The 25,908-nt window shown below is 70.3% G+C and carries 24 protein-coding genes; 10 read left to right on the plus strand and 14 right to left on the minus strand.

Annotated features, from left to right (window positions below; translation table 11 throughout):
• Positions 1 to 60 precede the first annotated feature (60 nt).
• Positions 61 to 993 carry a CE1 family esterase gene (locus Ate02nite_RS26520; protein WP_203810170.1) on the plus strand — a complete coding sequence of 311 codons (933 nt, stop codon included), beginning with the start codon at positions 61 to 63 and terminating at the stop codon, positions 991 to 993.
• Here Ate02nite_RS26520 and Ate02nite_RS26525 read toward each other — a convergent pair.
• Both Ate02nite_RS26525 and Ate02nite_RS26530 read right to left on the minus strand, forming a co-directional pair.
• Complete coding sequence (locus Ate02nite_RS26525; protein ID WP_203810172.1) at positions 910 to 2,571, minus strand: alpha/beta fold hydrolase; 1,662 nt, start codon at positions 2,569 to 2,571, stop codon at positions 910 to 912. The two genes, Ate02nite_RS26520 and Ate02nite_RS26525, sit on opposite strands and share 84 nt — an antisense overlap.
• A 48-nt stretch (positions 2,572 to 2,619) precedes the next feature.
• Positions 2,620 to 3,420, minus strand: a complete 801-nt coding sequence (locus tag Ate02nite_RS26530) for an IclR family transcriptional regulator (protein ID WP_203810173.1) — start codon at positions 3,418 to 3,420, stop codon at positions 2,620 to 2,622.
• 69 nt (positions 3,421 to 3,489) lie between these two features.
• On the opposite strand from Ate02nite_RS26530, the gene Ate02nite_RS26535 reads away from it, so the two are divergent.
• The gene (locus Ate02nite_RS26535; RefSeq protein WP_203810175.1) at positions 3,490 to 3,819 is read left to right on the plus strand and encodes a putative quinol monooxygenase; all 330 of its coding nucleotides are present in this window, start codon (positions 3,490 to 3,492) and stop codon (positions 3,817 to 3,819) included.
• On the opposite strand, the gene Ate02nite_RS26540 is transcribed toward Ate02nite_RS26535, so the two are convergent.
• Genes Ate02nite_RS26540 through Ate02nite_RS26550 form a run of 3 tightly spaced genes read right to left on the minus strand, consistent with a single transcriptional unit; the run spans position 3,806 to position 7,954 of the window.
• Positions 3,806 to 4,774 carry an amidohydrolase family protein gene (locus Ate02nite_RS26540; RefSeq protein ID WP_203810177.1) on the minus strand — a complete coding sequence of 323 codons (969 nt, stop codon included), beginning with the start codon at positions 4,772 to 4,774 and terminating at the stop codon, positions 3,806 to 3,808. The two genes, Ate02nite_RS26535 and Ate02nite_RS26540, sit on opposite strands and share 14 nt — an antisense overlap.
• On the minus strand, positions 4,774 to 5,781 hold the full coding sequence (locus tag Ate02nite_RS26545; protein WP_203810179.1) for an NAD(P)-dependent alcohol dehydrogenase: 1,008 nt from the start codon (positions 5,779 to 5,781) through the stop codon (positions 4,774 to 4,776). Before Ate02nite_RS26545 ends, Ate02nite_RS26540 begins: the two co-directional genes overlap by 1 nt.
• Before the next feature lie 55 nt (positions 5,782 to 5,836).
• Positions 5,837 to 7,954 carry an MMPL family transporter gene (locus tag Ate02nite_RS26550; RefSeq protein WP_203810181.1) on the minus strand — a complete coding sequence of 706 codons (2,118 nt, stop codon included), beginning with the start codon at positions 7,952 to 7,954 and terminating at the stop codon, positions 5,837 to 5,839.
• 163 nt (positions 7,955 to 8,117) lie between these two features.
• Here Ate02nite_RS26550 and Ate02nite_RS26555 point away from each other — a divergent pair, with 163 nt between their 5' ends.
• From Ate02nite_RS26555 to Ate02nite_RS26565, 3 genes are read left to right on the plus strand one after another with little or no spacing between them, the layout of a single operon-like run.
• Positions 8,118 to 8,381: a hypothetical protein gene (locus Ate02nite_RS26555; RefSeq protein ID WP_203810183.1), complete on the plus strand. Its 264-nt coding sequence runs from the start codon at positions 8,118 to 8,120 to the stop codon at positions 8,379 to 8,381.
• Between the two features lie 10 nt (positions 8,382 to 8,391).
• Positions 8,392 to 8,871 carry an SsrA-binding protein SmpB gene (smpB, locus tag Ate02nite_RS26560; protein ID WP_203810185.1) on the plus strand — a complete coding sequence of 160 codons (480 nt, stop codon included), beginning with the start codon at positions 8,392 to 8,394 and terminating at the stop codon, positions 8,869 to 8,871.
• A gap of 9 nt (positions 8,872 to 8,880) precedes the next feature.
• On the plus strand, positions 8,881 to 9,909 hold the full coding sequence (locus Ate02nite_RS26565; protein WP_203810187.1) for an LLM class flavin-dependent oxidoreductase: 1,029 nt from the start codon (positions 8,881 to 8,883) through the stop codon (positions 9,907 to 9,909).
• On the opposite strand, the gene Ate02nite_RS26570 is transcribed toward Ate02nite_RS26565, so the two are convergent.
• Positions 9,892 to 11,967 carry a glycoside hydrolase family 3 C-terminal domain-containing protein gene (locus tag Ate02nite_RS26570; protein WP_203810190.1) on the minus strand — a complete coding sequence of 692 codons (2,076 nt, stop codon included), beginning with the start codon at positions 11,965 to 11,967 and terminating at the stop codon, positions 9,892 to 9,894. The genes Ate02nite_RS26565 and Ate02nite_RS26570 overlap by 18 nt on opposite strands.
• A gap of 54 nt (positions 11,968 to 12,021) precedes the next feature.
• Here Ate02nite_RS26570 and Ate02nite_RS26575 point away from each other — a divergent pair, with 54 nt between their 5' ends.
• Positions 12,022 to 12,564 carry a TetR/AcrR family transcriptional regulator gene (locus Ate02nite_RS26575; RefSeq protein ID WP_203810192.1) on the plus strand — a complete coding sequence of 181 codons (543 nt, stop codon included), beginning with the start codon at positions 12,022 to 12,024 and terminating at the stop codon, positions 12,562 to 12,564.
• Positions 12,561 to 13,283 carry an alanyl-tRNA editing protein gene (locus Ate02nite_RS26580; protein WP_203810194.1) on the plus strand — a complete coding sequence of 241 codons (723 nt, stop codon included), beginning with the start codon at positions 12,561 to 12,563 and terminating at the stop codon, positions 13,281 to 13,283. Before Ate02nite_RS26575 ends, Ate02nite_RS26580 begins: the two co-directional genes overlap by 4 nt.
• A gap of 3 nt (positions 13,284 to 13,286) precedes the next feature.
• On the opposite strand, the gene Ate02nite_RS26585 is transcribed toward Ate02nite_RS26580, so the two are convergent.
• Positions 13,287 to 13,880 (minus strand): LUD domain-containing protein, encoded by a 594-nt coding sequence (locus tag Ate02nite_RS26585; protein WP_203810196.1) that lies wholly within the window; start codon positions 13,878 to 13,880, stop codon positions 13,287 to 13,289.
• An 83-nt stretch (positions 13,881 to 13,963) separates the two neighbouring features.
• On the opposite strand from Ate02nite_RS26585, the gene sigJ reads away from it, so the two are divergent.
• Positions 13,964 to 14,815 carry an RNA polymerase sigma factor SigJ gene (gene sigJ, locus Ate02nite_RS26590; protein WP_203810198.1) on the plus strand — a complete coding sequence of 284 codons (852 nt, stop codon included), beginning with the start codon at positions 13,964 to 13,966 and terminating at the stop codon, positions 14,813 to 14,815.
• Positions 14,816 to 14,938: 123 nt separating this feature from the next.
• Here sigJ and Ate02nite_RS26595 read toward each other — a convergent pair whose 3' ends face one another.
• Positions 14,939 to 15,835, minus strand: coding sequence for a LacI family DNA-binding transcriptional regulator (locus Ate02nite_RS26595; protein ID WP_239147707.1), 897 nt, complete (start codon positions 15,833 to 15,835; stop codon positions 14,939 to 14,941).
• Between the two features lie 47 nt (positions 15,836 to 15,882).
• On the opposite strand from Ate02nite_RS26595, the gene Ate02nite_RS26600 reads away from it, so the two are divergent.
• The gene (locus Ate02nite_RS26600; RefSeq protein WP_203810200.1) at positions 15,883 to 16,890 is read left to right on the plus strand and encodes a zinc-dependent alcohol dehydrogenase; all 1,008 of its coding nucleotides are present in this window, start codon (positions 15,883 to 15,885) and stop codon (positions 16,888 to 16,890) included.
• A 48-nt stretch (positions 16,891 to 16,938) separates the two neighbouring features.
• Here Ate02nite_RS26600 and Ate02nite_RS26605 read toward each other — a convergent pair whose 3' ends face one another.
• From Ate02nite_RS26605 to Ate02nite_RS26625, 5 genes are all read right to left on the minus strand, one after another.
• Positions 16,939 to 18,087: a sugar ABC transporter substrate-binding protein gene (locus tag Ate02nite_RS26605; protein ID WP_203810202.1), complete on the minus strand. Its 1,149-nt coding sequence runs from the start codon at positions 18,085 to 18,087 to the stop codon at positions 16,939 to 16,941.
• 167 nt (positions 18,088 to 18,254) lie between these two features.
• A complete protein-coding gene (locus Ate02nite_RS26610) occupies positions 18,255 to 19,277 on the minus strand; it encodes an ABC-2 membrane transporter-related protein (protein WP_203810204.1) in 1,023 nt (340 codons plus the stop codon).
• A complete protein-coding gene (locus Ate02nite_RS26615; protein ID WP_203810446.1) occupies positions 19,274 to 20,152 on the minus strand; it encodes an ABC transporter ATP-binding protein in 879 nt (292 codons plus the stop codon). Before Ate02nite_RS26615 ends, Ate02nite_RS26610 begins: the two co-directional genes overlap by 4 nt.
• A 2-nt stretch (positions 20,153 to 20,154) precedes the next feature.
• Entirely contained in the window at positions 20,155 to 20,559 is a 405-nt protein-coding gene (locus Ate02nite_RS26620; RefSeq protein ID WP_203810206.1) for a GntR family transcriptional regulator, read from the minus strand.
• 86 nt (positions 20,560 to 20,645) lie between these two features.
• Positions 20,646 to 22,073, minus strand: a complete 1,428-nt coding sequence (locus tag Ate02nite_RS26625; protein WP_203810208.1) for an NAD-dependent succinate-semialdehyde dehydrogenase — start codon at positions 22,071 to 22,073, stop codon at positions 20,646 to 20,648.
• 68 nt (positions 22,074 to 22,141) lie between these two features.
• On the opposite strand from Ate02nite_RS26625, the gene Ate02nite_RS26630 reads away from it, so the two are divergent.
• Positions 22,142 to 25,147 carry an NACHT domain-containing protein gene (locus Ate02nite_RS26630; RefSeq protein ID WP_203810210.1) on the plus strand — a complete coding sequence of 1,002 codons (3,006 nt, stop codon included), beginning with the start codon at positions 22,142 to 22,144 and terminating at the stop codon, positions 25,145 to 25,147.
• On the opposite strand, the gene Ate02nite_RS26635 is transcribed toward Ate02nite_RS26630, so the two are convergent.
• Entirely contained in the window at positions 25,125 to 25,895 is a 771-nt protein-coding gene (locus Ate02nite_RS26635) for a thioesterase family protein (RefSeq protein WP_203810212.1), read from the minus strand. The genes Ate02nite_RS26630 and Ate02nite_RS26635 overlap by 23 nt on opposite strands.
• Positions 25,896 to 25,908 lie beyond the last annotated feature (13 nt).

The raw sequence follows: 25,908 nt of genomic DNA on the forward strand, positions 1-25,908 counted from the left end.
GCTCATCCGCTTGTGTTACGTTGAAGCGGATAAGTAATCCGCTTCTGGGGAGTGACGGTCATGAGCGACAGCGTGATGGTGGACGGCAGGACGCGTACCTTCGCGGTGGCCGGCCCGGCCGACGGCGAGCCCGGCCGGGCCCTGGTCCTGGTCTTCCACGGCTCGAAGCAGAACGCGGCGAAGCACCGGGCCTTCACCGGCGGCATGTTCGACGCCCTCGGCGGCGTGGTCGCCTACCTCGACGGCTACCGGGGCAACTGGAACGACGCCCGGCGGACCAGCGCATTCCCGGCCCGCCGGGACGACATCGACGACGTCGGCTTCACCCGGGCGGTCATCGACCGCTTGACGTGGACCCACCACATCGACCCGGCCCGGGTCTTCGTGGTCGGCTACTCCAACGGCGGCCAGATGGCGATGCGCCTGGCCCACGAGGTGCCCGAGCTGATCGCGGGCGTCACGGTCATCGCCGCGACGATGCCGGCCCCGGACAACTTCCTGCTGGCCGGCGCGCCGCCGGCCCCGATGCCGGTGCTGCTTCTGCACGGTACGAAGGACCCGATCGTGAACTACGAAGGCGGCGAGATGAGCTGGTGGGCACGGAAGGCGTTCAAGGTCGGCGGCCGCAGCCTCTCCGCCCCCGAGACCGCGGCCTACTTCGCCACCGGCAACGGCATCACCGCCGCCCCGGTCACCACGGCGCTGCCCGGCGGCGCCGGCGGCACGTCGGTCGAGCTGACCGAATACCGCCGGCCCGACCGGCCGCCGGTGGCCCTCTACACCGTGCACGGCGGCGGCCACACCATCCCCGGCCCCCGCAAGGCTCCCGCGATCCTCGGCCGGACCAGTACGGACGTGAACACCGCCGACCTGGTCAACGAGTTCTTCGGCCTGGCCGGCACCCCCGCTTCAGTGCTTGCGCCAGCTCCAGCGGTTGCCGGAGGGCGCCCAACCGGTGCTGACCGGCACCGCATCAACAGCGACGGCGACTGAGGCGGGCGGCGTCACGCCGTCGCAGCCACCGTGATCGGGGCGGCCGGTCAGGAAGTACGCCTCGAGGTGCTCGGTGCACTCCGGCACCCGGGCGACCGAACCGTGGATGTCGTCCTCGACCGTGAACACGGTGCCGCCGATCTTCGCCTGCACCTGGGCGATCCACGGGTACGGAGTCGGGCTCTCCCACCGGTGCCCGGACAGCTGCAGCGAACCGTTCGACCTGCGCAGCTGGAACGGCTCCGTCGCCGGGATCGGCCAGCCGGCACACATCTGACTGAACGGCGCCAGCCCCGCGGTGATCGGGAACTCCCGCTGCCAGCTGCGGTACGTCTTCCAGAAGGCAGGGAAGTCGTGCGGGCTGGTGTCGTCGTTGCACAGGATCGCCCGGCCGGCGGCGTCGTTGAACTGCTCGGGAAGGTCGGCCGGCGGCTCGGTGGGCTCCTGCGGCCCGTCGCCGATGAGGATCGGCCGGAGCGCGTCCGGCACCGGGTCACCGGTCCTCGCCGCGGCCAGCGCCGCCAGGGCGGGCGTGGCTTCCGCCCACAGCGGACTGGGCGCCACGGCCAGGAAGGCGGCCAGGTTGCCGTCGAGCGGCTGGTCGAAGTCGCTGAACAGGATCGGCGCCGCGTCCAGCTTCGCCTTCAGCTGCTTGAGGTGGGCGATCACCTCCGGGACGGTGTCGCCGAGGTGGTACGTCGCGTCCCGGGCCGCGGCCCAGGCCGCCCAGCGTGGAATCTTGCCCTCGTCGGCGGCGGTCACGTCGTGGAAGCGCGAGTCGAGCCGGTTCGCGGTCGGGCCGACCACGCTGTCCAGCCACATCCGGCCCACCGACTGCGGGTAGAGGCTGCGGTAGACCTGGCCGAGCAGCGTGCCCCAAGAGACGCCGAAGTAGCTGAGTTTCGCCGAGCCGAGCGCCTTGCGCACCTGCTCGAGGTCACGGGCCACGTTGGCGGTGGTGAGCTGCCCCAGGAAGGTGGGGTCGCTCTGCCAGCAGGCCTGGTTCTGCAGAACCTGGAAGTCGTAGATCTTCTTGCCGGTCTCCTCGGTGAGCGGCCCGGCCGGGATCTCCGGCGACCGGACGTCGTCGCCCGGGCGCGCGCAGGCGGCCCAGGTGCTGTAACCGACACCGCGCGGGTCGAAGCCGATCAGGTCGTACTTCTCGGTGAGCGCCTCGAACTGCGGACTGGTCAGCACCAGCTGGTGCGGCATCAGATAGCCGCTGCCGCCCGGCCCGCCCGGGTTCACCGCGATGCTTCCGAGCTTGTGCCGCTGGTCGGTGGCCCGGAGCCGGCTGATCGCGACCGTGATCTTCGTGCCGTTCGGACGGTGGTAGTCGAGCGGCACCTGGACGGTGCCGCAGTCGGTCCGGGCGAGCAGTGCCCGGATCCGGGGTAGCTCCTCCGGCGGGATGCCCATCGCTTCGAGGGTCTCGTCCGAGTAGGCCACGCAGTCGTTCCACGTCACGGCTGGTGGCGCCGCGCTCGCCGCGGCCGGCGGGGCGAGGACGATAAGCCCGGCCCCGGCCGCCATGACGAGCACCCCGATTCCGGCGACAATTCCTGTGCGTCGTGTCATGCGGAGATTGATACTGGCCGACGCGTCACGCCGGCGTAACCAAACGGGCTATCCGGCGGCGCGGCCGGTGCGGACGGCCGTGCTCAGCGACACCGCCCGGGTGGCCCGCACCGCGCCGAGGCGGACCGCCCGCTCCGCGGTCCAGCGGTCGGCGCGCAACCGGGCGGTGGGCATGGAGATGGCGACGGCGCCCACGAACCGGCCGGCCGCGTCGGTCACCGGGGCGGCCATGCAGCTCAGGCCGGCCTGGAACTCGTCCACCTCGACCGCCAGGCCGGTGCCGCGCACCTGGCTCAGCTGGCGGCCCAGCAGCATCCGGTCGGTCACCGTCGCAGCGGTGACCAGCGGGGTGCCGGTGTGGTCGAGCAGGGTTTCCCGGTCGTCGGCCGGCAGCCGGGCCAGCATCAGCTTGCCGAAGGCGGTGGCATGCGGGGCCTGGTGGAAGCCCACGTCGAGGGGGCGGATGCGAGGGTGCTCGGGGCATTCGGCGACGTGCGCCACGATCATCTCGGCGTCCCGGAAGGCCGCGTAGTAGGCCGCGGCCTGGGCCTGCTGGTGCACCACCGACGCGACCCGGCGCACCTCGGGCGGAACCGCGATCTGCCGGTGCAGGCCACGCGCCAGGTCGTCGACGCGGTGGCCCAGCGCGTACGCCTTCTCCTCGGAAAGATGAACCAGATATCCGCCAGTGACCAACGTGGTCAGAAGGTGGTAAGTGGTAGGGAGGGTGAGCCCGAGCGACCGGGCAACGTCCCGGGCCGCGACCGGGCCGGGCGAGGCGGCGATATGGTCGAGCACGCGCATCGCCCGCTCGACCGACTGCAACAGACCAGCGCCCTTGCCGCTCATGACCCCAGCCTCCGTCCGGGCCGGGCGCCTGGGAAGGGCGATGACTGATCGCGCGAAAGGTGGCCAGTAATGATCTTCATTACCGCGAAGTTCCTGATCAAGCCCGAACACGCCGAGGCCTGGCCGGAAATCTCCGGGCCGTTCACCCGCGCTACGCGCGGTGAGCAAGGTTGCCTCTGGTTCGATTGGTCGCGCAGTCTCGACAACCCCCAGGAGTACGTGCTGGTAGAGGCATTCCGCGACGGGGAGGCGGGCGGCGCCCACGTCGGGTCGGCGCACTTCAAGCAGGCCCAGCTCGACCTCCCGCCATACCTGGTCGCGACGCCGAAGATCATCAGCCAGTCGATCGACCAGGACGACTGGTCCGAGCTGGGCGAACTCGCGGTCAAGGCGCCTTGAGGTCGTACAGCCGGGCGGCGTTGAGCCCGAGGATCTTCCGCTTGATCGTCGGGCTCAGCACGCCGTACTCGCCCTGCATGTCTTGGGGAATTTGGAATTCGACGAATTTCTCGATCAGCCATTTCGGCTGCCAGACCGCGTAATCGCTGCCGAACAGCAGGCGATCCTCGTCGAGCCAGTAGAGCAGTTCGCCGATGATCTGCGCGAAATAGCGGGGCCGGGAATGGAGGAACGGCAGGGCCACGCCGAGTCCGCCATACACGTTGGGCTCCTGGGTGGCGATCCAGCAGAAGTCCTCCAGCCGGGGCAGCCCGACGTGCTCGACGATGAAATTCAGCCCGGGAAACGCGGTGGCCGCGTCGTCGACGTCGGCCACGTCGAAGGCGTCCCGGTTCATCGGATAGATGGTCGGGCCCTTGTGCACGTGGATGTTCCGGATGCCCAGCGCCAGGCATTTCTCCAGATACCGGTACGCCCACGGATCGCTGAGTTTCCAGCCCTTGCTGTCCCCTTTCCATTCGGCCGTGTAGAGCTTCACCCCACGCAGTTGCCACCGCTCGTGCAACCGTTCCAGGGCCTCCAGCCCGGCCTCGCCGTCGCGCGGGTCGAATCGCCCGTTCACGATGAACCGGCCGGGGTGCCGCTCGGCCACCTCCCCGTTCTGCTGGGTCGGGTTGAAGCCGTTGGCGAACCAGTCGGTCAGGTACGCCGACTGGAGAATCGCGACGTCGACGTACCCGGCCTCGAACAGATCGTGGATCATCCGCTCTTCCGAACACCGCTCGAATTCCGGCAGCGTCCATCGGTACTCGTCCGGCGACAGGTTCGCGTGGTAGTCGTGCAGGCACTTGACGAAGCCCTCGCCGTACCGGTTGAGCTGGTTGGCCGGGCTCCCGTCCCAGAAGTGCGTGTGCCCGTCGACGACGAAGTAGCTCTCCCCGTCCCGGCTGTACATCAGGTCGTGGACGGAACGAGGATGCCGCGCCCCTGCAGGCGGCCAAGTTCGAGGTCGTCCATCGCCTCGTTGACGGCAGACAGCGGATAGGTGCGGGTGTGCAGGGTGACCCGACCTTGCGCGGCGAGGGTCATCAGCTCGTCGAGGTCGTTGTAGGAGCCGACCAGGTTGCCGACGATGTTCCGCTCGGTGGAGATCAGGTCGATGGTGGGGATGTCGACCTTCCCGCCGTACCCGATCACGTAGTAGCTGCCGGCCCGCCGGGTCATCGCGAGGCCCTCGGCCTCGGCGCCCTGCTCCCCCACGAAGTCGAGCACCACGTGGGCGGAGTCGCGCAGGTCGTCGGTGCGGTCGGTGACGTGGTGCGCGCCGAGTTGCCGGGCCAGGTCGCGGGCCGCCTCGCTGGGGTCGACCACGACCACGTGGGCGGCGGTCATCGCGAGCAGGCACTGGATGCCGATGTGGCCGAGCCCGCCGGCCCCGATGACCACGCAGGTGGTGCCCGGGTACAGCAGCGGCACCGCCTTGCGCACCGCGTGGTAGGCGGTCAGCCCGGCGTCGGCCAGGGCCGCCACCGCCGCCGGCTCGAGGCCTTCGGCCAGCTTCACCACCGAGCGGGCGCTGGTCAGCAGGTATTCGGCCATGCCGCCGGCGCAGTCGATGCCCGGGAAGCGCGAGTTCTCGCAGTGCACGTCGTCGCCGGACCGGCAGGCCCGGCACAGGCCGCAGGTCACCAGGGGATGCAGGATCACCGCGTCGCCTACGGCGACATTGGTGACGGCACTGCCGATCTCGCGCACCCAGCCGGCGTTCTCATGCCCGATGACGTACGGGAGTTTCACGCCCGATTTCTCGGCCCACTGGCCCTCGATGATGTGCAGGTCGGTGCGACAGAGTCCGGCCGCGCCGACCTGCACGAGCACGTCGAACGGCCCGCTCACGGTGGGTTCGGGCACGTCGTCGACGGTGGGTCGTTTGCCGTAGGAATGAACCCGCACTGCCTTCATCTCGGCCTCGCCTCCTTGCAGGGTCGCGTACCGCCGACCCTGCAAGGCGAGGCCCTCAGTGCGTAAGTTCGGGTTCAGATGCTGACAACGGGGTTTCCTTCTCCGCCGGCTCGTCCGGGACCTGACCGAGCTTGCTGGGCCACCACATGTGCCGGCCGATGTCCAGGTTGAGCGCGGTGACCAGCACCGACCGGACGATCAGCGTGTCGAGCAGCACGCCGAACGCGACCGCGAACCCGATCTCGGCGAACGCGACGAGCGGCAGGCTGCCGAGGGCCGCGAACGTGCCGGCCAGCACGATGCCGGCCGAGGTGATCACGCCGCCGGTGGCGCCGAGCCCGATCAGGGCGCCGCGCCGGGTGCCGTGCGTGCGGGCCTCTTCGCGCACCCGGGTCATCAGGAAGATGTTGTAGTCGATCCCGAGCGCGACCAGGAACACGAAGACGAACAGCGGGAACGCGGTGTCCTCGCCCTCCCAGCCGAAGATGTGCCGGAAGACCAGCGCGCTGACCCCGAGGGCGGCCGCGAAGGACAGCACCACGGTGCCCATCAGGATCAGCGGGGCCACGATCGCCCGCAGCAGCAGGCCGAGGATGACCAGCACCACCAGCAGCACGAGCGGGATGATCAGCCGGTTGTCGTGCCGGTTGGCCGCGTTGATGTCGACGATCATCGCGGTCTGCCCGCCGACCTTGGCGTCCGCGCCCGGCACCGCGTGCACGGCGTCGCGCACCCGGGCCACGGTCTCCTGCGCGGCAGTCGAGTCGGGTGCGTCGGTGAGCGTGCCGTCCAGCTGGACCAGGCCGTCCTTGGCGACCGGGTCGGCCACCGCGCTGATCCCCTTGACCCCGGCGAACGCCGTCCGCACCTGGTCGGCCTGACCGGCACTGGCGATGACGGTGACCGGCTGGCCGCCGCCGGCCGGGAAGTGCCGGGCCAGGGCCTGCTCGCCGGCCACCGACGGCTGCTCGGTGGTGAAGCTGTCGGCCGTGGACAGCCCGTCGGCCCGCAGCTGGAACAGCCCGAGCGCCATCACGCCGAGCGCCAGGGCGGTGCCGATCCAGACGGTGCGCGGCCGCTTGGCGATCCGGCCGCCGAGCCGCGCCCACAGGCCGGTGGCGGTCGGCTCGGCGGTGCCGAACTTCGGCTTGGCCGGCCAGAACAGCCACCGCCCGCAGATCACCAGCATCGCCGGCAGCAGGGTGACCATGGCGGCCAGCCCGACCACGATGCCGAGCGCCGCGACCGGCCCGAGGCCGCTTGTCGAGTTGAGGTCGGCGAGGGTGAGGCAGGACATGCCGACCGCCACGGTCGCGGCACTGGCGATGATCGCCGGGCCGGCCCGGTGCAGGGCGAGCTGCATCGCCTCGTGCCGATCCTCGTGTTTGCGCAGCTCTTCCCGGTAGCGGGCGACAAGCAGCAGGGCGTAGTCGGTGCCGGCGCCGAACACCAGCACGGTGAGGATGCCGGCGCTCTGCGCGTTGACCACCAGCCCGCCGTGCTTGGCCAGCAGGTAGATGACGGCCTGCGCGCCGATCAGGGCGACACCGGCCGAGACGATCGGGAACAACCACAGCACCGGGCTGCGGTAGGTGATCAGCAGGATGATCGCCACCACGATCAGCGTGGTGTAGAGCAGCGTGCCGTCGATGCCCTCGAACGCCGACGCCGAGTCGGCCGCGTTCCCGGCCGGTCCGGTCAGGTAGACCGCGAGCCCGTTGTCCCCCGGCCCGGCGATCGCCTTGAGGTTGTCGACGATGGTGGCGATCTGCTCCCAGCCGGCCGCGTCGACCTTCACCGGGACGATGGTGGACAGCGCCGCCTTGTCCTCGGCCGGGATCGGCCCGGTCACCTGGCCGGTGACACCGGCCACCGAGGCGAACGCCTTGGCGTCGGCGGTGGCCTTGGCCGTGTCGGCCGCGGTGATTCCGCCGGTGCGCTCGTAGACGATCAGGGCCGGCGCGATGTCGTCCGGACTGAACTGTTTCTGCAGATCGGCGACCTGCGTCGCCTCCGCGCCGGACGGTAGCCAGGCGGAGTTGTCGTTCTTCTCGACGTCGGACAGTTTCCCCGCGAGGGGTGCCGCCAGCGCCACCACGACGACCCAGAGGGCGAGGACGATCCACTTGGACCACCGCCCGCACACCAGTCGCGCTATCCCACCCGTAGCCATATGCCGTCTCCCCCCGAAGACCTGAGCCTTGACGGGCGAAGGGTATGCCGCTCACGTTACGTAGCCCAACCCTGATATCCGACAGCTCAGGGTTTTCTCAGGGTCCACAGTGCTGACCGAGTCCGGACAGCACACACCCGGGTGTGACGGCATAATCGAAAGGGTGACCAATTGGGAATTTGCGCGGCTGGAGTACCGCGCGGCCGGCACGCTCGGTGCCGACCGGTTCATGGACTGGACGGCCACCTTCCACCACCCCGGCGGGGTGCTGCGCTGGGGCACCGATGAGCGTTTCGACGATCTTCGGCACCTCAACCGGGCGGGCGCGGCCGGCTGGCAGGCGTACGACCGGGCCGCCATCCACGTGCACAACGAGCCGCACCGGCTGTCCAGCGTCACGTACTCGATGCGGAGGCCCGTCCCGTAACCTCGGAACCGTGGCGAAAGAGACCGGCCGGAAGCTGATCGCGTCGAACAAGAAGGCGCGGCACGACTACGAGATCCTCAAGACCTACGAAGCGGGTCTCGTGCTGGCCGGCACCGAGGTGAAGTCCCTCCGGGAGGGGCGTGCGTCGCTGGTTGACGCCTTCGCACAGGAGCATGAGGGCGAGATCATGCTGTACGGCCTGCACATCGCCGAGTACGGCTACGGCAGCTGGACCAACCATGTCCCGCGCCGCACCCGCAAGCTGCTGCTGCACCGGGTCGAAATCGCCAAGATCCTGAGCCAGCTGCGCGACGGCAACGGGCTGACCCTGGTGCCGCTGTCGATGTACTTCAACAACGGCTGGGCCAAGGTCGAGATCGGCATGGCCCGGGGCCTCAAATCGTACGATAAGCGGCAGGTCCTGGCCGCTCGCGACGCCCAGAAGGAGATCCAGCGGGAGATGGGCAGGCGCCTCAAAGGGCGCCGGTAGCCTGATCTTGTGAAATTCGGTCTGGATACGTTCGGCGACGTCACCGCCGGCAGCGACGGCAAGCCCCTCCCCTACGCACAGGTGATCCGCAACCTGGTCGACCAGGCGGTGCTCGCCGAGAAGGTCGGCCTGGACGCGTTCAGCGTCGGCGAGCACCACCGCGACGACTTCGCGGTCTCGGCTCCCGAGATCGTGCTGGCCGCGATCGCGGCTCGCACCGAGAAAATCACCCTCGGCACCGCGGTCACCGTGCTCAGCTCGGACGACCCGGTCCGGGTTTACGAGCGCTTCGCCACCCTGGACGCGGTGTCGAACGGCCGCGCCGAGATCACCCTCGGCCGGGGCTCGTTCACCGAGTCGTTCCCGCTGTTCGGCTTCGACCTGGCCGATTACGACAAGCTGTTCGAGGAGAAGGCCGAGCTGATGGCCGCCCTCCTCGACGAGGGCCCGGTGACGTGGGAGGGCACGGTTCGCCCCGGCCTGAAGAACCAGCAGGTCTACCCCAAGACGGAGAACGGCCGCATTCCCACCTGGATCGGCGTGGGCGGCAGCCCCGAGTCGGTGGTCCGCGCCGCCTCCTACGGATTCCCGCTGGTCCTGGCCATCATCGGCGGCGCCCCGGCCCGCTTCGGCCCCTACGTCGACCTGTACCGCCGCGCGCTCAAGGAGCTCGGCAAGCCGGAGGACCTGCCGGTGGCCGTGCACTGCCCCGGTTTCGTCGCCGACACCGACCAGGAGGCGGCCGACCTGCTCTGGCCGCACGTGCGGGTGATGATGAACCGGATCGGCCGCGAGCGCGGCTGGCCGCCGCTGGCCCGCGACCGCTTCCAGTCCGACATCGACGAGGGCGCCTGGCACGCCGGCTCCCCCGAGACGGTCGCCCAGAAGGTCGCCAAGACGATCAAGGAACTGGGCATCCAGCGCTTCGACATGAAGTACTCGGCCGGCACGCTCCCGCACGAGGCGATGATGAAGGCCATCGAGCTGTACGGCACGGTGGTCATCCCCCGGGTGCGCGAGCTACTGGCCAAGGACTAGCGGCGCGGTCGCGGCCTCGGGATCGCCCGAGAACGCGGCGGCCTCGACGACGACCTCGGAGGTGGCGGCGGGCACGAACCCGCCCGCCGTCCACCGTTGCAGCGGCCGGGTCGAGCCGATGACCGTGACCTCGGCCTTCTCTCCCGCGGCCAGCTCGACCGGGGCGAACCCGAGCAGCACCCGGCGCGGGAAGTCGTCGGCCTCGACCACGCCGTAGAGCTGCACGACGTGCCGCCCGGCCCGGTCGCCGGTGTTGGTGACGGCGGTAGTGGCCGTGAAGTGCTCGCCGTCGACCGCCGAGACCGACAGCCCGTCGATGCCGAAGCTGGTGTACGACAGGCCGAAGCCGAGCGGGAACGCCGCCGCCACCCCGTCCCGGTCGAGCAGCCGCTGCCCGAACCAGCGGTCGTAGGTGATGCTCGTCGCGTCCCGGTCGAAGAACGGCAGGTGTTCCTCGCTGACCGGGATCGAGTAGGGCAGCCGACCGGCCGCGTCGACCGCGCCGAGCAGCACGTCGGCCAGCGCGTGGCCGCCCTCGGCCCCGCCGTACCACCCGATCAGCACGGCCGGCACCTGGTCGCGCCACTCCTCGGTGATGACCGCGCCGGCGGTCACGATGACCACCACGGTGCGCGGGTTGACGGCGGCGGTGGCCCGGATCAGCTCGACGTCGGCCGGCAGCAGGCGCAGGCTCGCCCGGTCCCCGCCCTCGGCGGTGCCCATGCCCCCGGGCGACCGCGGGGCGACACCCTCTGGCAGCGGCGGGAACAGCGCCAGCAGCTCGGGACTGGACATCGCCTCGGCCCCCAGATACTCACCCTCGTCGGCGGCGGTGTAGCCGACCACCACCACGGCGACGTCGGCGCCTTGCGGGTCATCCGTCACCCGTACGCCCGGAAGTGCGGCCGTCAGCCCCGCCAGAGCCGTCACCACCTCCGGTGAGCGCACGTCCGACGAACCCTGGTCGCCGGTGTTGGCGGTCGCTGCGAGGCGGCCGAGCACCGCGACGCTCGTGAGCGACGACGCGTCGAGCGGCAGCACGCCGTCGTTCTTGAGCAGCACCATCGACCGCTGGGCCACCTCGCGGGCCAGCGCCCGGTGCTCGGCACTGAAGACCACGTCGGGCGAGGGCGCGGGCTCGAGATCGCGGGCGTGATAGGCCAGCTGGGTGCGCAGGATGCGGCGGGCGGCCCGGTCGACGAACTCCTCCTCCACGGCTTCGGGCAGATGCTGCGCCCGCTGCTGGCGGAACGGCTCCTCGACGTCGAGGCCGGCCCGCAGTGAGCCGGCCGCGTCGCGCAGGCCGAAGACGAAGTCGGAGACGGTCACCCCGCTGAAGCCCCAGCGGCCGCGCAGGATGCCCTCCATCAGCTCGGCGTTCTGCCCGGCCCACTCGCCGTTGACCGAGTTGTAGGCGGTCATGATGCCGTCGACGCCCTCCTCGACGACCCGGCGGAAGTGCGGCAGGAACACCTCGTGCAGGGTGGGCTCGTCGGCGGTGACGTCGACCTTGAAGCGGGCGTTTTCCATGCTGTTGAGCGCGTAGTGCTTGGCCACCGCCATCGCGTTGCGCTGCACTCCCCGGACCAGGGCGGCACCGAACTCGCCGAGAAGCAGCGGGTCCTCGCCGTACGTCTCCTGGATCCGGCCCCAGGCCGGGTGTCGCGGCAGGTTGATGCAGACGCCGCCGAAGAAGTTCGCGCCCTGGGCGCGCATCTCCCGGCCGATCACGAGGCCGACCCGCTCCTCCAAGCGAGGATCCCAGGTGGCGCCGCGGGCCATCGAGACCGGGAACGCGGTCGAGGCGCCCATCACCACACCGCGCGGGCCGTCGCTGAACCGCAGGCCAGGCAGCCCGATCCGGTCAATCGCACCCATCACGATCGGCCGCAGGTTGTAGCCGGCCGACATCTCGGCCAGGCCCGGCCAGAACTCGTCGTCCCCGTCCAGCAGCCACAGCTTCTCGTCGAGGGTGAGCTCGGCGAGAAGCGCCTCGGTCTCGGCCGCCAGGTCACTGCCGGCACGCAGGCGGGCCACGGATTCCTCGAAGACGGTCATCGCCGAACTCCTTACTGACACCGGTGTAGGTAGCGGCAAGTTTACGATGGTCCGGTGACGAACGGCAAGCGTGTCCGCCTGACCGCCGAGGTGCGCCGCCGCCAGCTCGTCGACGAGGCCACCACGCTGATCGCCCGGATCGGCTACCACCGCTTCTCGATCAAGGCCCTGGCCGAGGCGACCGGCCTGACCAGGGCCGGCGTCCTGCACCACGTGGGCTCGAAGGAGCAGCTGCTGCTCGACGTGCTGGCCCTGCGCGACGAGCGCGACAACCAGTCCCTGGACCCGGCCCTGAACGCCCGGCACGTCCTGGACAGCATCGTGCGCCGCAACCTGGGCCAGCCCGAGATAGTCCGGCTCTACACGGTGCTGGCCGCCGAAGCCCTCGACCCGGCGCATCCGGCCCACCGCTACTTCGCCGACCGCCTGCGCACCGGCACGACTCTGCTGGGCAACATGCTGGGCGACCACGAGCTGGCCGTAGAGATCTACTCCTTCATGGACGGCATCCAGCTCAACTGGCTCCGCGACCCGACGATCGACATGTGGCAGCAGTGGCAACGCTTCGCCGACGCCCTGTTTAGAGTGCGCACATGAGCGAACGCCTCGACTGGAGCGACCCGACTCTGCGGGAATGGGACTGCACGGTGCTGTGGTCCGACGCGAGCGACCCGGAGGCCGGCATCGTGCTCGACCGGTCCGCCTTCTATCCCGGCGGCGGGGGCCAGCCGCCCGACCACGGCGTGCTGCTCTGGCAGGGCGTGCAGACCCGTATCGTGGACACCCGCAAGGGCGACGACTTCCACCTCATCCCCGCGCCGGGCGACCCGGTCCCGCCGGTGGGCACGTCGGTGCGCGGCGCGATCGACGACGAGCGCCGCAGCTCGCTCATGCGCACCCACTCCGGCCTGCACATCCTCTGCGGCACGGTGTTCCGCGACTTCGGCGCCCTGGTCACCGGCGGCAACATGCAGCCCGGTGAGGCCCGGATGGACTTCAACCTGCCCGAGGTGCCGCCCGGCTTCAAACAGGCCCTCGAGGACGCGGTGAACGCCGAGATCGCCGCCGACCGCAAGATCGTGGCCCGGGTCCTCCCCCGCGAGGAGGCCCTGCAGATCCCGACGCTGGTGCGCACCCAGGACGCCCTGCCGCCGCTGGAGCAGCCGGAGATCCGGGTGATCGACATCGTCGGCCTGGACGTCCAGGCCGACGGCGGCACCCACGTGGCCTCCACCGGCCAGGTCGGCCGCGTCGAGGTGGTCAAGGTGGAGAGCAAGGGCCGGCAGAACCGCCGGGTCCGCATCCGCCTGACTTAAGACCTAGAACCCGATCGTCTCCCGCAGCAGCAGGACCGTGCCGCGCCCCGGCCGGGGTTCCGCGTTGAGGACGAGCAGGCGGTTGATGGCGCTGGGCATCCCGTACACCGCCTGGGCCCGGGCGTTCTCCAGCGGGAGCGCGTGCTCCTCGACCCGGCGCAGCGCCGCGGTCAGGTCCGGCACCACCTTCTGGGCGCCGATGATCCAGACCGCGTGGGCGGCGCCACCGGCGTTGGCCGGCAACTGGCTGCCGCTGCCCGAGGCCAGCACGAGCGAGCCGGTCTCGGTGACCGCGGCGACGCTGTTGACGACGAAGTCGGGCCCGGCGACCAGCCGGCGGATCTCGTCGGCGCCGGTGGCCCGGTCGATGGCCAGGATGCGCGGCCGGATGGCGTCGTACCGGCCGCCGGCGTTGATGTCCTCGTCGATGCCGGACAGCCGGAGGGTCTCGCTCGCCCCGGTGAGCACGCTGGCGCCCGCCGGGATCAAATCCTTGATACGGGTACGGGCGGTCGCGGCGTCGTCGAGGATCTCGGCCGCGAATCCGTTGCCCCGCAGCGCGGCGGCGACCCGTTCCAGCCGGTTCGAAAGTTCCATGCCGGTACGACAACGCAGCCCGCCGGAATGTGAGGCCTCACAATCTGATGCGCTGTGTTGTCGTATCGGAGGGAGGCAAGACCATGACCGCCAGCGAGCGACGCCAGCTGATCAACTTCACCTACCGGCTCCTCGGATCGCTCACCGACGCCGAGGACGTCGTGCAGGAGACCTACGCCCGCTGGTACGCCCTGTCGGCCGCCGACCAGCAGGCCATCGAGCGGCCCGGCGCCTGGCTGACGACGGTCGCCGGTCGTCTCTGCCTCAATCTGCTCGGTTCGGCCCGGGCCCGCCGCGAGACGTACGTCGGCGAGTGGATCCCGGAACCGCTACCCGCGGAGTCGAGCACCGATCCGGCCGATCGGATCACCCTGGACGAGTCGGTGACGATGGCCTTCCTTGTCGTTCTCGACACGATGACCCCGGCCGAACGCGTCGCGTTCGTCCTGCACGACGTCTTCCGCTATCCCTTCGGCGAGGTCGCCGCGATCGTCGGCCGCACCCCGGCGGCCTGCCGCCAGCTGGCGTCGTCGGCCCGCCGCCGCATCCGCGCCACACAGGCGCCGGCCGCTCCGACCATCGAGCAGGCCGCCATCGTCCGCCGCTTCAAGTCGGCCTGGCAAGCTAGGGACATCGAAGCCCTGATCGGCCTGCTGGACCCGGACGCCACCGCGACCGCCGACGGCGGCGGACAGGCCATCACCCACCTGCATCCGATCATCGGCGGCGAGCAGATCGCTCGCTCCTACGCCGAGATCGCGCGGGTCTCCGGCACCCGCACGACCTTCCGGGAATGCACGGTGAACGGCCGCCCCGGCCTGGTGGCCGAGCAGGACGGCACGGTCGCGACGGTGTTCGCGTTCGACATCGCCGGCGACCGCATCCGGCACATCTGGGCAGTGCGAAACCCCGAAAAACTCCGGCTCTGGCGCTAGCCTCCGCTCATTTTTCAGTACGCCGTAGGACCGGTCCCCTGGTCCACAGTTTCGCTGAGCGGGACTCACCCTCCGCGCGCCCGCTCCGGGCGGGCCCGGCCCCCAAAACCGGCCCGCGCACGCCTAGGCCGACTCCCGGACGATCACCCGGGAGGCCTGCACCGGGGCGTCGCCGGCGTCGTGGCCGAGGGCGCGCCGAGCGGCGCGGCGGCCGTAGCCAGCGGCGTCGATGCGGACCGTGGTCAGCGACGGTTTCCAGAGGGCGCCGTGCGGCGTCTCGTCGAAGCCGATCACCGCCAGGTCCGTCCGATTTGTCCCGGACAGGACGCGCAGGGCGGTGTCGTCGTCGAAGGCGGCCACCGCGGTGACTCCCGGGTGGGAGTCCAGCGCGTCCCGGTGGGCCGCGCGGTCGTCGCCCACCCGGATCACGACCGACTCGGCCAGGCCCAGTGCCTCGGCTATCTGCCGGGTATGGGCCTCGCGCAGTGACGCCAGCCGGGCCAGCCGCGGGTCGTCGGGCAGAGCCAGTGCCAGCCGATGGTGGCCGCGCGAGGCCAGGTGGCCGATCTGCGTCGCGGTGTGCGCGGCCAGGCCGTCGATCCAGCCGCCGTCGTCCACGTCGGTCCCCGTACCCGCATAAAGGCCGGCCAGGTCGATCACCGCGCGCGGGGCGGCCGCCTCGACCACCCGCCGCAGCGAGCCGGACCGGCCGGTGCCGTGCCGCACCAGCAGGGCGTGGCCGTGCTGGTCGAGTTCGTCCTCGAGGCCCTCGATGAAGCTGCGCAGGCTGCCGCCCGGGGGCAGGCCGGCGGTGTTGAGCAGCACCAGCCGGGACGTGCCCTCGCGCAGCGCCCGGGCCATGCCGTGCGGCACGTAACCCAGCTCGGCCGCGGCCCGGCGCACCCGGTCGCGGGTGGCCGCCGGGATGGTCTGGCCGGCCGCGTCGTTCAGCACGAAGCTCACAGTGGCGATCGAGACGCCGCTGGCGGTCGCCACGTCCTTGAGGGTTACCCGAGCCACGAACCGATGCTAGCTTAAGCGTTTTAGTGCAGCTGAGGGAGGGCGTCATGAAGACCGTTACGGTGACCGGGCCGGGCACCACGGCCGTGGTCGAGGCGGACAAGCCGCAGGCCGGGCCGCGCGATGTGCTGGTGCGGATGCGGGCGTGCGGCATCTGCGGGTCCGACGCGCTCTACATCCACGTCGGCGGCATCCCGCCGCGGCAGGGCGCCACCCCGCTCGGGCACGAACCGGCCGGCGAGGTCGCCGAGGTGGGCGCCGAGGTCGACGGTCTGGCGGTCGGCGACCACGTGGTCATCAACCCGATGGCGGCCGGCGACGGCATCATCGGCAGCGGCGGCGCCCAGGGCGGCCTGTCGGAGTTCGTAGTGATTCGCGACGCCGTCGTCGGCACCCACCTGATCACCGTCCCGAAGCACATCCCGTTCGAGGTGGTGGCGCTCAACGAGCCGATGGCGGTGGCCACCCACGGGGTCAACCGGGCCGCCCCGCAGCCCGGCGACAAGGCGGTGGTCTTCGGCGCGGGGCCGATCGGGCTCGGCGCGGCGATCGCCCTCAAGCTGCGCGGCGTGGCCCACGTGGTGGTGGTCGACATCGTGCCGGACCGGCTGGCGAAGGCGCTGCGGGTCGGTGCCGACGCGGTGATCAACTCGGCCGAGGAGGACGTCGCGGCCCGGCTGACCGAGCTGCACGGCGAGGCTCCCAAGGGCGTCGGGGTGCGCGGGATCAAGCCGGCCACCGACATCTACCTGGACGCGGCGGGCGCACCCGTGGTGATCGAGACGGTGCTGGCGGCGGCCAAGCACGGCGCCCGGCTGAGCATCGTCGCCGTGCACAAGAAGCCGGTCGAGGTCGACTTCGGGGCGATCCTCACCACCGAGCTGACCATCACGATGGCGATGGGCTACCCGACCGAGATCTTCGAGGTGACCCCGGGCCTGGTGGCGAACTGGGAGAAGTACGCCGAGATCGTCAGCGATGTCATCCCGTACGCCGAAGTGCAGCGCGCCCTCACCCTGGCGACCGCGGGAAAGGTCGTCGTCAGCATCCCGTGACACGAAAAAGGGCCGGCGAAAGCCGGCCCTTTTTTCACAGGAAGAGTTCTACTTGTCGGCGTCCGCGTCGGAGCTCGGCTTGGCCGTCACGCCCACGCCGTACTCAGTGCAGAGCGCGGCGTACTTGCCGGCGCAGAGGTCCTTCTTGGTGACGAAGCCGTCGGTCACCACGTCCTTGACCTTGGTCACGTCGATCTGCAGCGGCTCCAGGCTCACGAACGGCACGTACGCGCCCGACTCCGGGTCCTTGATCTGGCCGGTCACCGACGGCTTCTCGCCCTTGAACAGCTTGATGGCGAGGCCGGCCGCGGCGTCTGCCTCCGGCTTGATGCGCTTGTAGATGGTCACGCACTGCTCGCCGGTCAGCAGGTTCTGCAGGCCCTGCAGGGTGGCGTCCTGGCCGGTGACCGGGACCTTGCCGGCCAGGCCCTTCTTGCGCAGCACCTCGATGACCGCGTTGCCGAGACCGTCGTTGGCGGCGAGCACGCCGTCGATCTTCGGCTGCTGCTGGATCATCTGGGTGAAGATCTTGCCGCCCTCCTCGTTGTCCCAGTCGGGGACGAACTGGTCGGGGCCCTTGGTGTACTCGGCGGTGTCGTACTTGGGCTGCAGCTGACCGTCGTAGCCGGCCTTGAACAGGGTCGCGTTGTTGTCGGTCGGCGAGCCGTTGAGCTCGGCGACGACCGGGTTCTTCACGCCCTTGGCCTCGAGGCAGTTGATCAGGCCGTACGCCTGGTACTTGCCGACCTTCTCGTTGTCGAAGCTGACGTAGTAGTCGGCGCCGCCGTTGAGGGTCAGCCGGTCGTAGTCGATGACCGGGATCTTCTTCTCTTTGGCCTTGTCGATGACCGCTTTGCCGGAATCGGAGTCGAGGTTCGCGATGATCAGCACCTTGACACCGCTGTTGATCATGTCGTCGCCGATTTTCTGGAAGTTCGCGCGGTCGCCCTCGGCGTTCTGGATCTCGACCGGCACCCCGGCGGCGTCGAACGCGGCCTTGAGGAACTTCGGGTCGTCGGTCTTCCACCGCTGCGAGCTCTTGGTGTCCGGCATGATCACGCCGACCCGCGCCTTGCCCGAGCCGCTGCCACCGCTGTCGCTACTGGCATCACTCGAGCTATCCGAGTCGTCACACGCTGTCATGGTGGCCGTCGCCAGCAGCCCAACCGCCGCGAGCGCCAGCAGCTTCTTGCGCATTTCCGAGAATTCCTCTCAGGTGGATCCCGACCTGGGTGGTCCGGCCGAACGTCGCCCCAGTATCGAGTAGTCCGCACGACGCTCGACTAGGGGTACGGCGCCCGGGAGAAAAATAGTTCATCTCCCGAGCGTCAACATCAGCCGGTTACCCACGGTGCCATCGGAGGCTACGCCACCCGGCGCCGGATCCACCAGAAGCAGAAGATCGCCAGGAGCGACGAAGCTACCAGCAGTACGCCGGTTTCTCGCCACTGCAAGGCCCAGAACTTGTCGTTCCCGATGTATGTGACCTTTTGGTGCAGATTCTGGGCGGTCAGCCAGTCCCGGCAGCCGCGGGGACCGTCGCCGCCCTTGGTGGCCTTCGGTCCGCAGTAGTCAGGGTCGTACGGACCGCGATAAACAGCGCCGGTCGAGGTGATGACTTTGTTGTCGAGGACCCAGGTGGCGATGGCCGGCGGTTCCACCTCGAGCCGGATCTCGTGGTTCGGGTCGTCCGGGCTGAGACTGATGCCGCCGTCCCAGTCGCCGGCCAGCGGCGCCTGATAGGTGCTGTGCGCGACGAGTTGCTCACGGAGGAAGAGGCCGCCGACCATGGCGCCGACGATGACCAGGAGGGTCAGCGCCATCGCCATCACCGTCCGGCGCAGCAGCATGCCGAGGGTCACGCCGGCGACGAAGGCGAGGACCGCGTAGCCGATCGGCACGATGCCCCGGGCCGCGTAGGTCAGCGGGGTCACCCAGCCGTCGACCTTGTCGAGCGGGCTGGCCCAGGCGGTGATCGCCCAGCTGGCCAGGCCGGCCACCGCGGCGGTGGCCAGGCCGATGCCGCCCAGCTTCACGCCCAGCCAGCGGTTGCGGCTGATCGACTGGTTCCAGACCAGGCGATGGGTGCCGGCCTCGAGCTCGCGGGCCACCAGCGGCGCGCCCCAGAACAGCCCGACCACGGCCGGGAACAGCAACAGGACCAGGGCCGCGATCTGATAGAGCTTGCCGAGGTAGCCGCTGCGGGCGGTCTTGACGAACTGGCTCGCGAGCTGCTCGCAGTCGGCGGTGCAGGCGGTGTAGCCGGTGTCCCGGGCGATGTCGAGCAGGGTCGATCGGGTCGCCAGGTAGACCGCGGCCACCGCGACCACCAGGGCCAGGCCGAACACGGCCTGGGTGCGGAACTGACGCCAGGTGAGCCAGATCATCGCTGCTTCTCCAGTACGCGATCACGGCCGTTCGCGGCCTCGGACATGTACGCCAGGACGAGGTCCTCCAGGTCGATCCCGGCCACGCTGAACGCCGGATCGTCGATCGGCGCGGTGCTGCGCACGACCAGGCTGGACTGCACATCGGTGTGCCGGGCCTGGATCACGGTGCGACCGGGACCGAGCTTCTCCGGGTCCACGCGCGCCCCCGTGACGTGGTGGTGAGTGGCGAGGAGTTCCTCGACCTCCCCGGTGACTCGGACCTTGGACTTGACCAGCACGATCAGGTAGTCGCAGACGCGTTCCAGGTCGGCCACCAGGTGCGAGGACATCACCACGCTGGTGCCGGACTCCGCCACGTACTCCATGAGGCCCTGCAGGAACTCGCGGCGGGCGAGCGGGTCGAGGGCGGCCACCGGCTCGTCGAGCAGCAGCAGCTCGGGCCGCTTGGCGATGGCCAGGGTCAGCGCGACCTGGGCGCGCTGGCCGCCGGACAGCTTGCCGGCTTTCTGCTTCGGGTCCAGGTCGAGCCGCTCGATCCGCTCCCGCGCCAGATCGTCGTCCCAGGACGGGTTGAGGTGCTTGCCGAAACGCAGATGGTCGTCGATGGACAGGCTGCCGTAGACCGGAGTGTCCTGGGCGACGAACCCGATCCGCGGCGAGCCGGTGACCGGCGGCCCGCCCAGCACGGTGAGGCCGCCCGCGGTCGGGTTGAGCTGGCCACAGACGAGCTGGAGCAGGGTGGACTTGCCGGCGCCGTTGGGGCCGACGAGTCCGACCACGTGGCCGGCCGGGATGTCCAGCGAGCAGTCGGACAGGGCGGTCTTCCGCCCGTACTTCTTGGTCAGGTGCTCAGTTATTACCGCGCTGGTCATCGTCATCCCCTCCGTCCCGCTCGCTCCGCCGAAAAGCGGCGAAATGTGCTGATGAACAGGGCCTCGATGCTTTCGTCATCGAGACCGGCGTCGCGGGCCTTGGCCAGCCAGCCCTCCAGGTCGCGGCGCAGCGGCTCGTGGGCGGCGAGGTCCTCGTCGCTGCCGAGCGTGCGGGTGACGAAGGTGCCGAGGCCGGGCCGGGGCTGGACGAGCCCCTCGTATTCCAGTTCGCGGTAGGCCTTCAGCACCGTGTTCGGGTTGATCGCGACCCGGGCCACCACGTCCTTGACGGTGGGCAGCTTGTCGCCTTCCTTGAGCAGTCCGAGCCGCAGCGCGTGCCGGACCTGCTGGATGAGCTGCATGTAGGGCGAGACGCCCGACCGGGAGTCCAGATGGAACTCGATCATCCGTAACCACCATTCCACTAGGTTCCTAGCACAATAGCAGTATGAAATAGGCCGAGGGCAATGCCCTCGGCCCGACTTTCAGCGAGTTACCAGTTGACCGCGATGTACTTCGACTCCAGGTATTCGAGCAGGCCCTCGTGCCCGCCCTCGCGCCCGATGCCCGACTGCTTGACCCCGCCGAACGGCGCGGCGGGGTCGCTGACCAGGCCACGGTTGAGGCCGACCATGCCGGCCTCGATCGCCTCGCTCACCCGCAGACCGCGGGCGAGGTCCTGGGTGAAGACGTACGCGACGAGCCCGAACTCGGTGTCGTTGGCATAGCGGACCGCCTCGTCCTCGCTGGTGAAGGTGACGATCGGGGCGACCGGCCCGAAGATCTCCTCCTTCAGGATCGGCGCGTTCCCCGCGACGCCGGTCAGCACGGTCGGCGGGTAGTAGAAGCCCGGCCCGCCCGGCCGCTCGCCGCCGGTCACCGCGGTCGCCCCCGCTTCCAGGGCCCCGCGGACGAGCTCGTCCACCTTGGCCACGGTGTCCTCGTTGACCAGCGGCCCGACCTGCGTCTTCTCGTCGGTACCCGGCCCCACCACCAGGCCGGCCATCCGCTCGGCCAGCCGCCGGGAGAACTCGTCGGCGACCGACGCCTCGACGTAGAACCGGTTGGCCGCCGTGCACGCCTCGCCGCCGTTACGCATCTTGGCGATCATCGCGCCGTCCAGCGCGGCGTCCAGGTCGGCGTCCGCGAACACCAGGAACGGCGCGTTGCCACCCAGCTCCATCGACGTGTTGATCACGTTTTCCGCGGCCTGGGCCAGCAGGATGCGCCCCACCTCGGTCGACCCGGTGAACGACACCTTGCGCACCCGCGGGTCGGCCAGCATCTTCGACACGACCTTGCCGGAGCTGCGCGAGGGCAGCACGTTGACCACGCCGGCCGGCACCCCGGCCTCGGCCAGGATGCCGGCCATGGCCAGGGCGGTCAGCGGGGTGTCGCTGGCCGGCTTCAGAATCACGGTGCAACCGGCGGCGAGCGCCGGCCCGATCTTCCGGGTGGCCATCGCGGCCGGAAAGTTCCAGGGCGTGACGAGTACGCACACGCCCACCGGCTGCCGCACCACCAGGATCCGGTTGGCGCCGCTCGGCGCGGTGCTGACGATGCCCTCGCCCCGCACGGCTTCCTCGGCGAACCAGCGGAAGAACTCGGCCGCGTACGTCACCTCGCCCTTCGCGTCGACCAGGGCCTTGCCGTTCTCCAGCGAGATCAGCTTGGCGATTTCGTCGGCGCGGGCCGACATCAACTCGAATGCCCGGCGCAGGTGTTCACCGCGTACTCGCGGGGGTGTCGCCGCCCAAGCCTTGGCCGCCTCGGCCGCCGCATCCACCGCGGCGGCCGCGTCCGCCTCTCCGCCGTCGGCGACCGAGGCGATCACATCGCCGGTCGCCGGGTCGAGCACATCGAAACGATTCCCCGAGGACGCGGGGACCCACTTGCCACCGATGAAGAGTTCAGTTTCCACAACCCCAGCATGGTCCTGGTCCGGCCCGCCCGCCACGCTTCTTGGCGGAGTGCGTTACCGTCCGCCGCATGAGGTCCCGGGGGCTGTCCTTCGCCGATGCGGTCCGGCTGCTCGACGGCGACTCCGACCTGGTGGACCGGCTGGGTTCGCTGGCCGGCCTGGCGGCCGGCGCGGTCACGGTGGCCAGCGTCGGCACGGTGGATTTCTTCGCCCTGCGCGACCAGGCGGTGCGCTGGGGCCATCAGGCGGTGCGCGCCTGGCGAGGCAGGACCGAAAACCTCAACCGCTTCGACCGTACGGATCGACTGATCGCCGCGCACAGCGTGCTCGTGCTGGTCGCGTTCTACGAGGCGCTCGACGAGTGGCTGACCGCGCGCGGGCTCGACCTGGACCGGGCCGAGCTGACCCGGGACGAGATGACGTCGCTGGCCACCGGCTCGCATGCGGCCCTGGTCAGCGGGGTGCTGGACGGACGGCCGCCGTTCCCGGAACCGGCCGTCCCGGTCGAGGCGGTCGAGCGGGAACTGCACGACTACTACTGGCAGGTCGCCGGCCGGGTCATCACGTTCCTCAGCGGTCTGGCCGCCTTCGGCTCCCGCCTGGACAACCACGACACCGGTGCGCTCGGCCAGGCCGCGATCGACCGGTACCGGGCGTCCTTCCGCCGGTTGGCCGCCGAGATTCCGGAGTTCCGGCTCTGGACCGCGATGACCGACGCGCAGGCCATCCGGGAGCTCATCCGCACCACCGCCCGCACGCCGGCCGACGAGGTGCCGGCCGGCCTGGTCCGCCGATACGCGGCGTGGCTGGAGAAACCGATCCTGAGCAGCGCCGACGCGCCCGGCGACCTGGTCCTGCCGACGCTGCGCGAGGCCTACCGGGAACCGGCCGGGCTGATCGCCCGGGCCGGCCCGTCGGCGCTGCCGGCCACCGAGTCGTGGTGGACCACGCGCGGCCGGCCGGTCGCCGACGTGCAGGACTTCCTGTTCGCCGCGCTGACCGCCCCCGGCGCCACCGGCCAGCCGATCGTCGTGCTGGGCCACCCCGGTTCCGGCAAGTCGGTCCTGACCCGGGTGCTCGCGGCCCGGTTGTCCGGCGCCGGCTTTCTTCCGGTACGGGTGGAACTGCGCAACGTGCGAGCCGACTCCCCCGTGCAGCGCCAGATAGAAGAAGGTCTCTACCTATTACTTGGTGAGAGTGTCCGCTGGCCCGATCTGGTGCGCCGGGCCGAGGGCGCGCTGCCGGCGGTCATCATGGACGGCTTCGACGAGCTGTTGCAGGCCACCGGCCAGAACTGGGCCGACTACCTGGAACAGCTGCAGGAGTTCCAGGAGCGCGAGGCCGAGCTGGGCCGCCCGCTCACCGTGGTGGTGACCAGCCGGACCGTGGTGGCCGACCGGGCCCGCTTCCCCGAGGACACGCCGGTGGTGCGGTTGTCGCCGTTCAGCGACGATCACGTCCGAGCCTGGCTCGACGTTTGGAACGCGGCCAACGCCCCCGGGCTGGCGGCCCGCGGCCTCGAGCCCTTGCCGCCCGAGGTGGCGCTCACCCACCGCGAACTGGCCAGCCAGCCGTTGCTGCTGCTCATGCTGGCCCTGTACGACGGCCGCGAGAACCAGCTGCAGCGGCAGAGCGGCCGGTTGGATCGGGTCGAGCTCTACGAGCGGTTGTTCGGCGACTTCTTCGAACGCGAGGTCGACAAGCGCGAGAGCAGCCTCAGCCCCGACCAGTGGGACGCCGAGGTGGCGGCCGAGTGGCGGCGCCTGTCCGCGGTGGCGGTGGCCATGCACAACCGAGGCCGCGACGTCCTGCTCGACGAGGAACTCGAAGCCGACATGCGGCACCTGCTCAGCGCCGAGGACCGCACTCCCCGCCGGGACTCGTCCCGCCCGCTGACGGTCGCCCAGCTACTGGTAGGCCGCTTCTTCTTCGTGCACGAGTCCAAGGCCAGCCAGGACACCGGAAGCGCCCGGCGCAGCTTCGAGTTCCTGCACGCCACCTTCGGCGAGTTCCTCTCCGCGCGGATGATCGTCGCGGCCCTGCTGGACCTGGCCGAGGACCGAGCCCAGCTGCGCCGCCGCCCGGGCGCCACCCTGGACGCGGGTTTCTTCTACGCCCTGACGTCCTTCACCACCCTGACCCGCCGAGCCCCGCTGTGGGAGTTCTGCCAGGGCATGCTCGCCGCCCTCGACGCCCCGACGCGGCAGCGATGCCGCGACCTGGTCCTGGAACTGCTGCCGGAGGCCGGCTATCCGCACCCACGCTGGACCCTCGCCGAATACGAGCCGGAACGGCGTACGGTGGCCCAGCGACAAGCGGCCTTCTCTGCCAACCTGACCAGCTTCGCCGTGCTGCTCAGCGAGGGGCCGGTGGACGTGGCGGAACTGGCCGGCGAGCCGATGGTGATCAACTGGCGGCAGTCCGCGCTGCTCTGGATGAGTCAGCTCGAACCGGAGGACGCCCGGCGGCTCTGGCAGGCGTTCCGGGTGGAGTGGGATCTCGCCGCCGACCCGACCCGCTTGTGGATCCGCATCGAGGACCGCACCGATATCTCTGTCCGCCGGTCATTGCCCTGGCCCCCGGACGACCGGCCACGCACGGTGGGTGACCGACAGGTACCGGCGGATCTGGCCCTACCGCCCGAATCGGACCGCGGCCGTCAGATGCGCAAGGCGGCTTTCGTTCAGACCGGCATCGACAACCGCGAGTTCGTGTATGTCTTGATCCCGTTCTGGCGCGAGTTCGGGGACCTCGACGGACCGCTGGAATCGGACGCCGCGCTGATGTTCGAACTTGCCGTCGGGGCCTACGGGAGCACGCCCACCGACTATCGGACCGGCACCTACGTGGAGGCCCTGAGCCAGCGGCCGCCCTTTCTGCAACGAGCGGCCGCGGACCGGTTCATCCAGGAGTGCCGCACCATGCCGGCCAGGACGCTCGAGGACCTGTTGGCCCGGGGAGACGTGCAGATAATCCTGGACATCGCCATCGACGACGATCTCCGGCACGAAGTCGGCGCGGTGACCGAACTCCGCACCGGCCGACCGCTGTTCAGGTCAGGGGACGAATCGTGAGGATCTGCTGGGCCGTTCCCACTGGGCCGTTGACGTCGTGCAGGACGGTGCTGGTCAGGCCCTGACCCGTCGGGCCGAAGGTCACCGTGGTGTCCAGGCCGGTCCAGTGGCCCTCGGGCTGGCGGTGCACGTGGATGGTCAGGTCGACGTTGGGGAACATCCACTCGGTGGGGTCCTGGCGGACCGCGATGCCGTTCGCCGTGTCGACAAGTGCCACGAACGACGCGAGTGGGCTGCTCGGCTCCCCCGCGACCAGCTCCACCCCGGTGGTCAGCCAGGCGGTGCTGCGTCCGGGCTCTGCTCCCGGCGTACGCCTGACCTCTATCGACGCGATGTAACCGCCGGTCCAAAGCTCAGCGATCGGCCAGGCCTCGGCCTTTTCCGGCGGCGTCAGCCGCCCGATCGACGTGCCCGCCACCGCGCCGGTGTCCTGCGCGCCGAGCAGCCAGGCGCGGGCCCGCACCACGGCCCGCCCGCCGATGGTCACCACCGCTTCGAGCAGCTCGATGGTCCGCCCCGGCCGGACCCGCTCCACGGTGATCTCGCACTCGTCGAGGTCGATCTTCCCGAGGATGTCGTAGCTGATCCGGGCCACCACCAGGCCGTCCGGGACATGCCGGTCGAGCACGTGCACGATCAGCCCGCCGAGCGGACTGAAGTGCTGCTCGTCGGTCCGCCACGCCCCGCCGACGTGTGCCGTCGGCTTGAAGCTCGACTCACCGACCCGCTCGAAATAACTCTCCGCCATGTCTTCAGACCCT

Origin of the sequence: Paractinoplanes tereljensis, assembly GCF_016862435.1 — a bacterium.
In the GTDB taxonomy this organism is placed as follows: Bacteria; Actinomycetota; Actinomycetes; order Mycobacteriales; family Micromonosporaceae; genus Actinoplanes; species Actinoplanes tereljensis.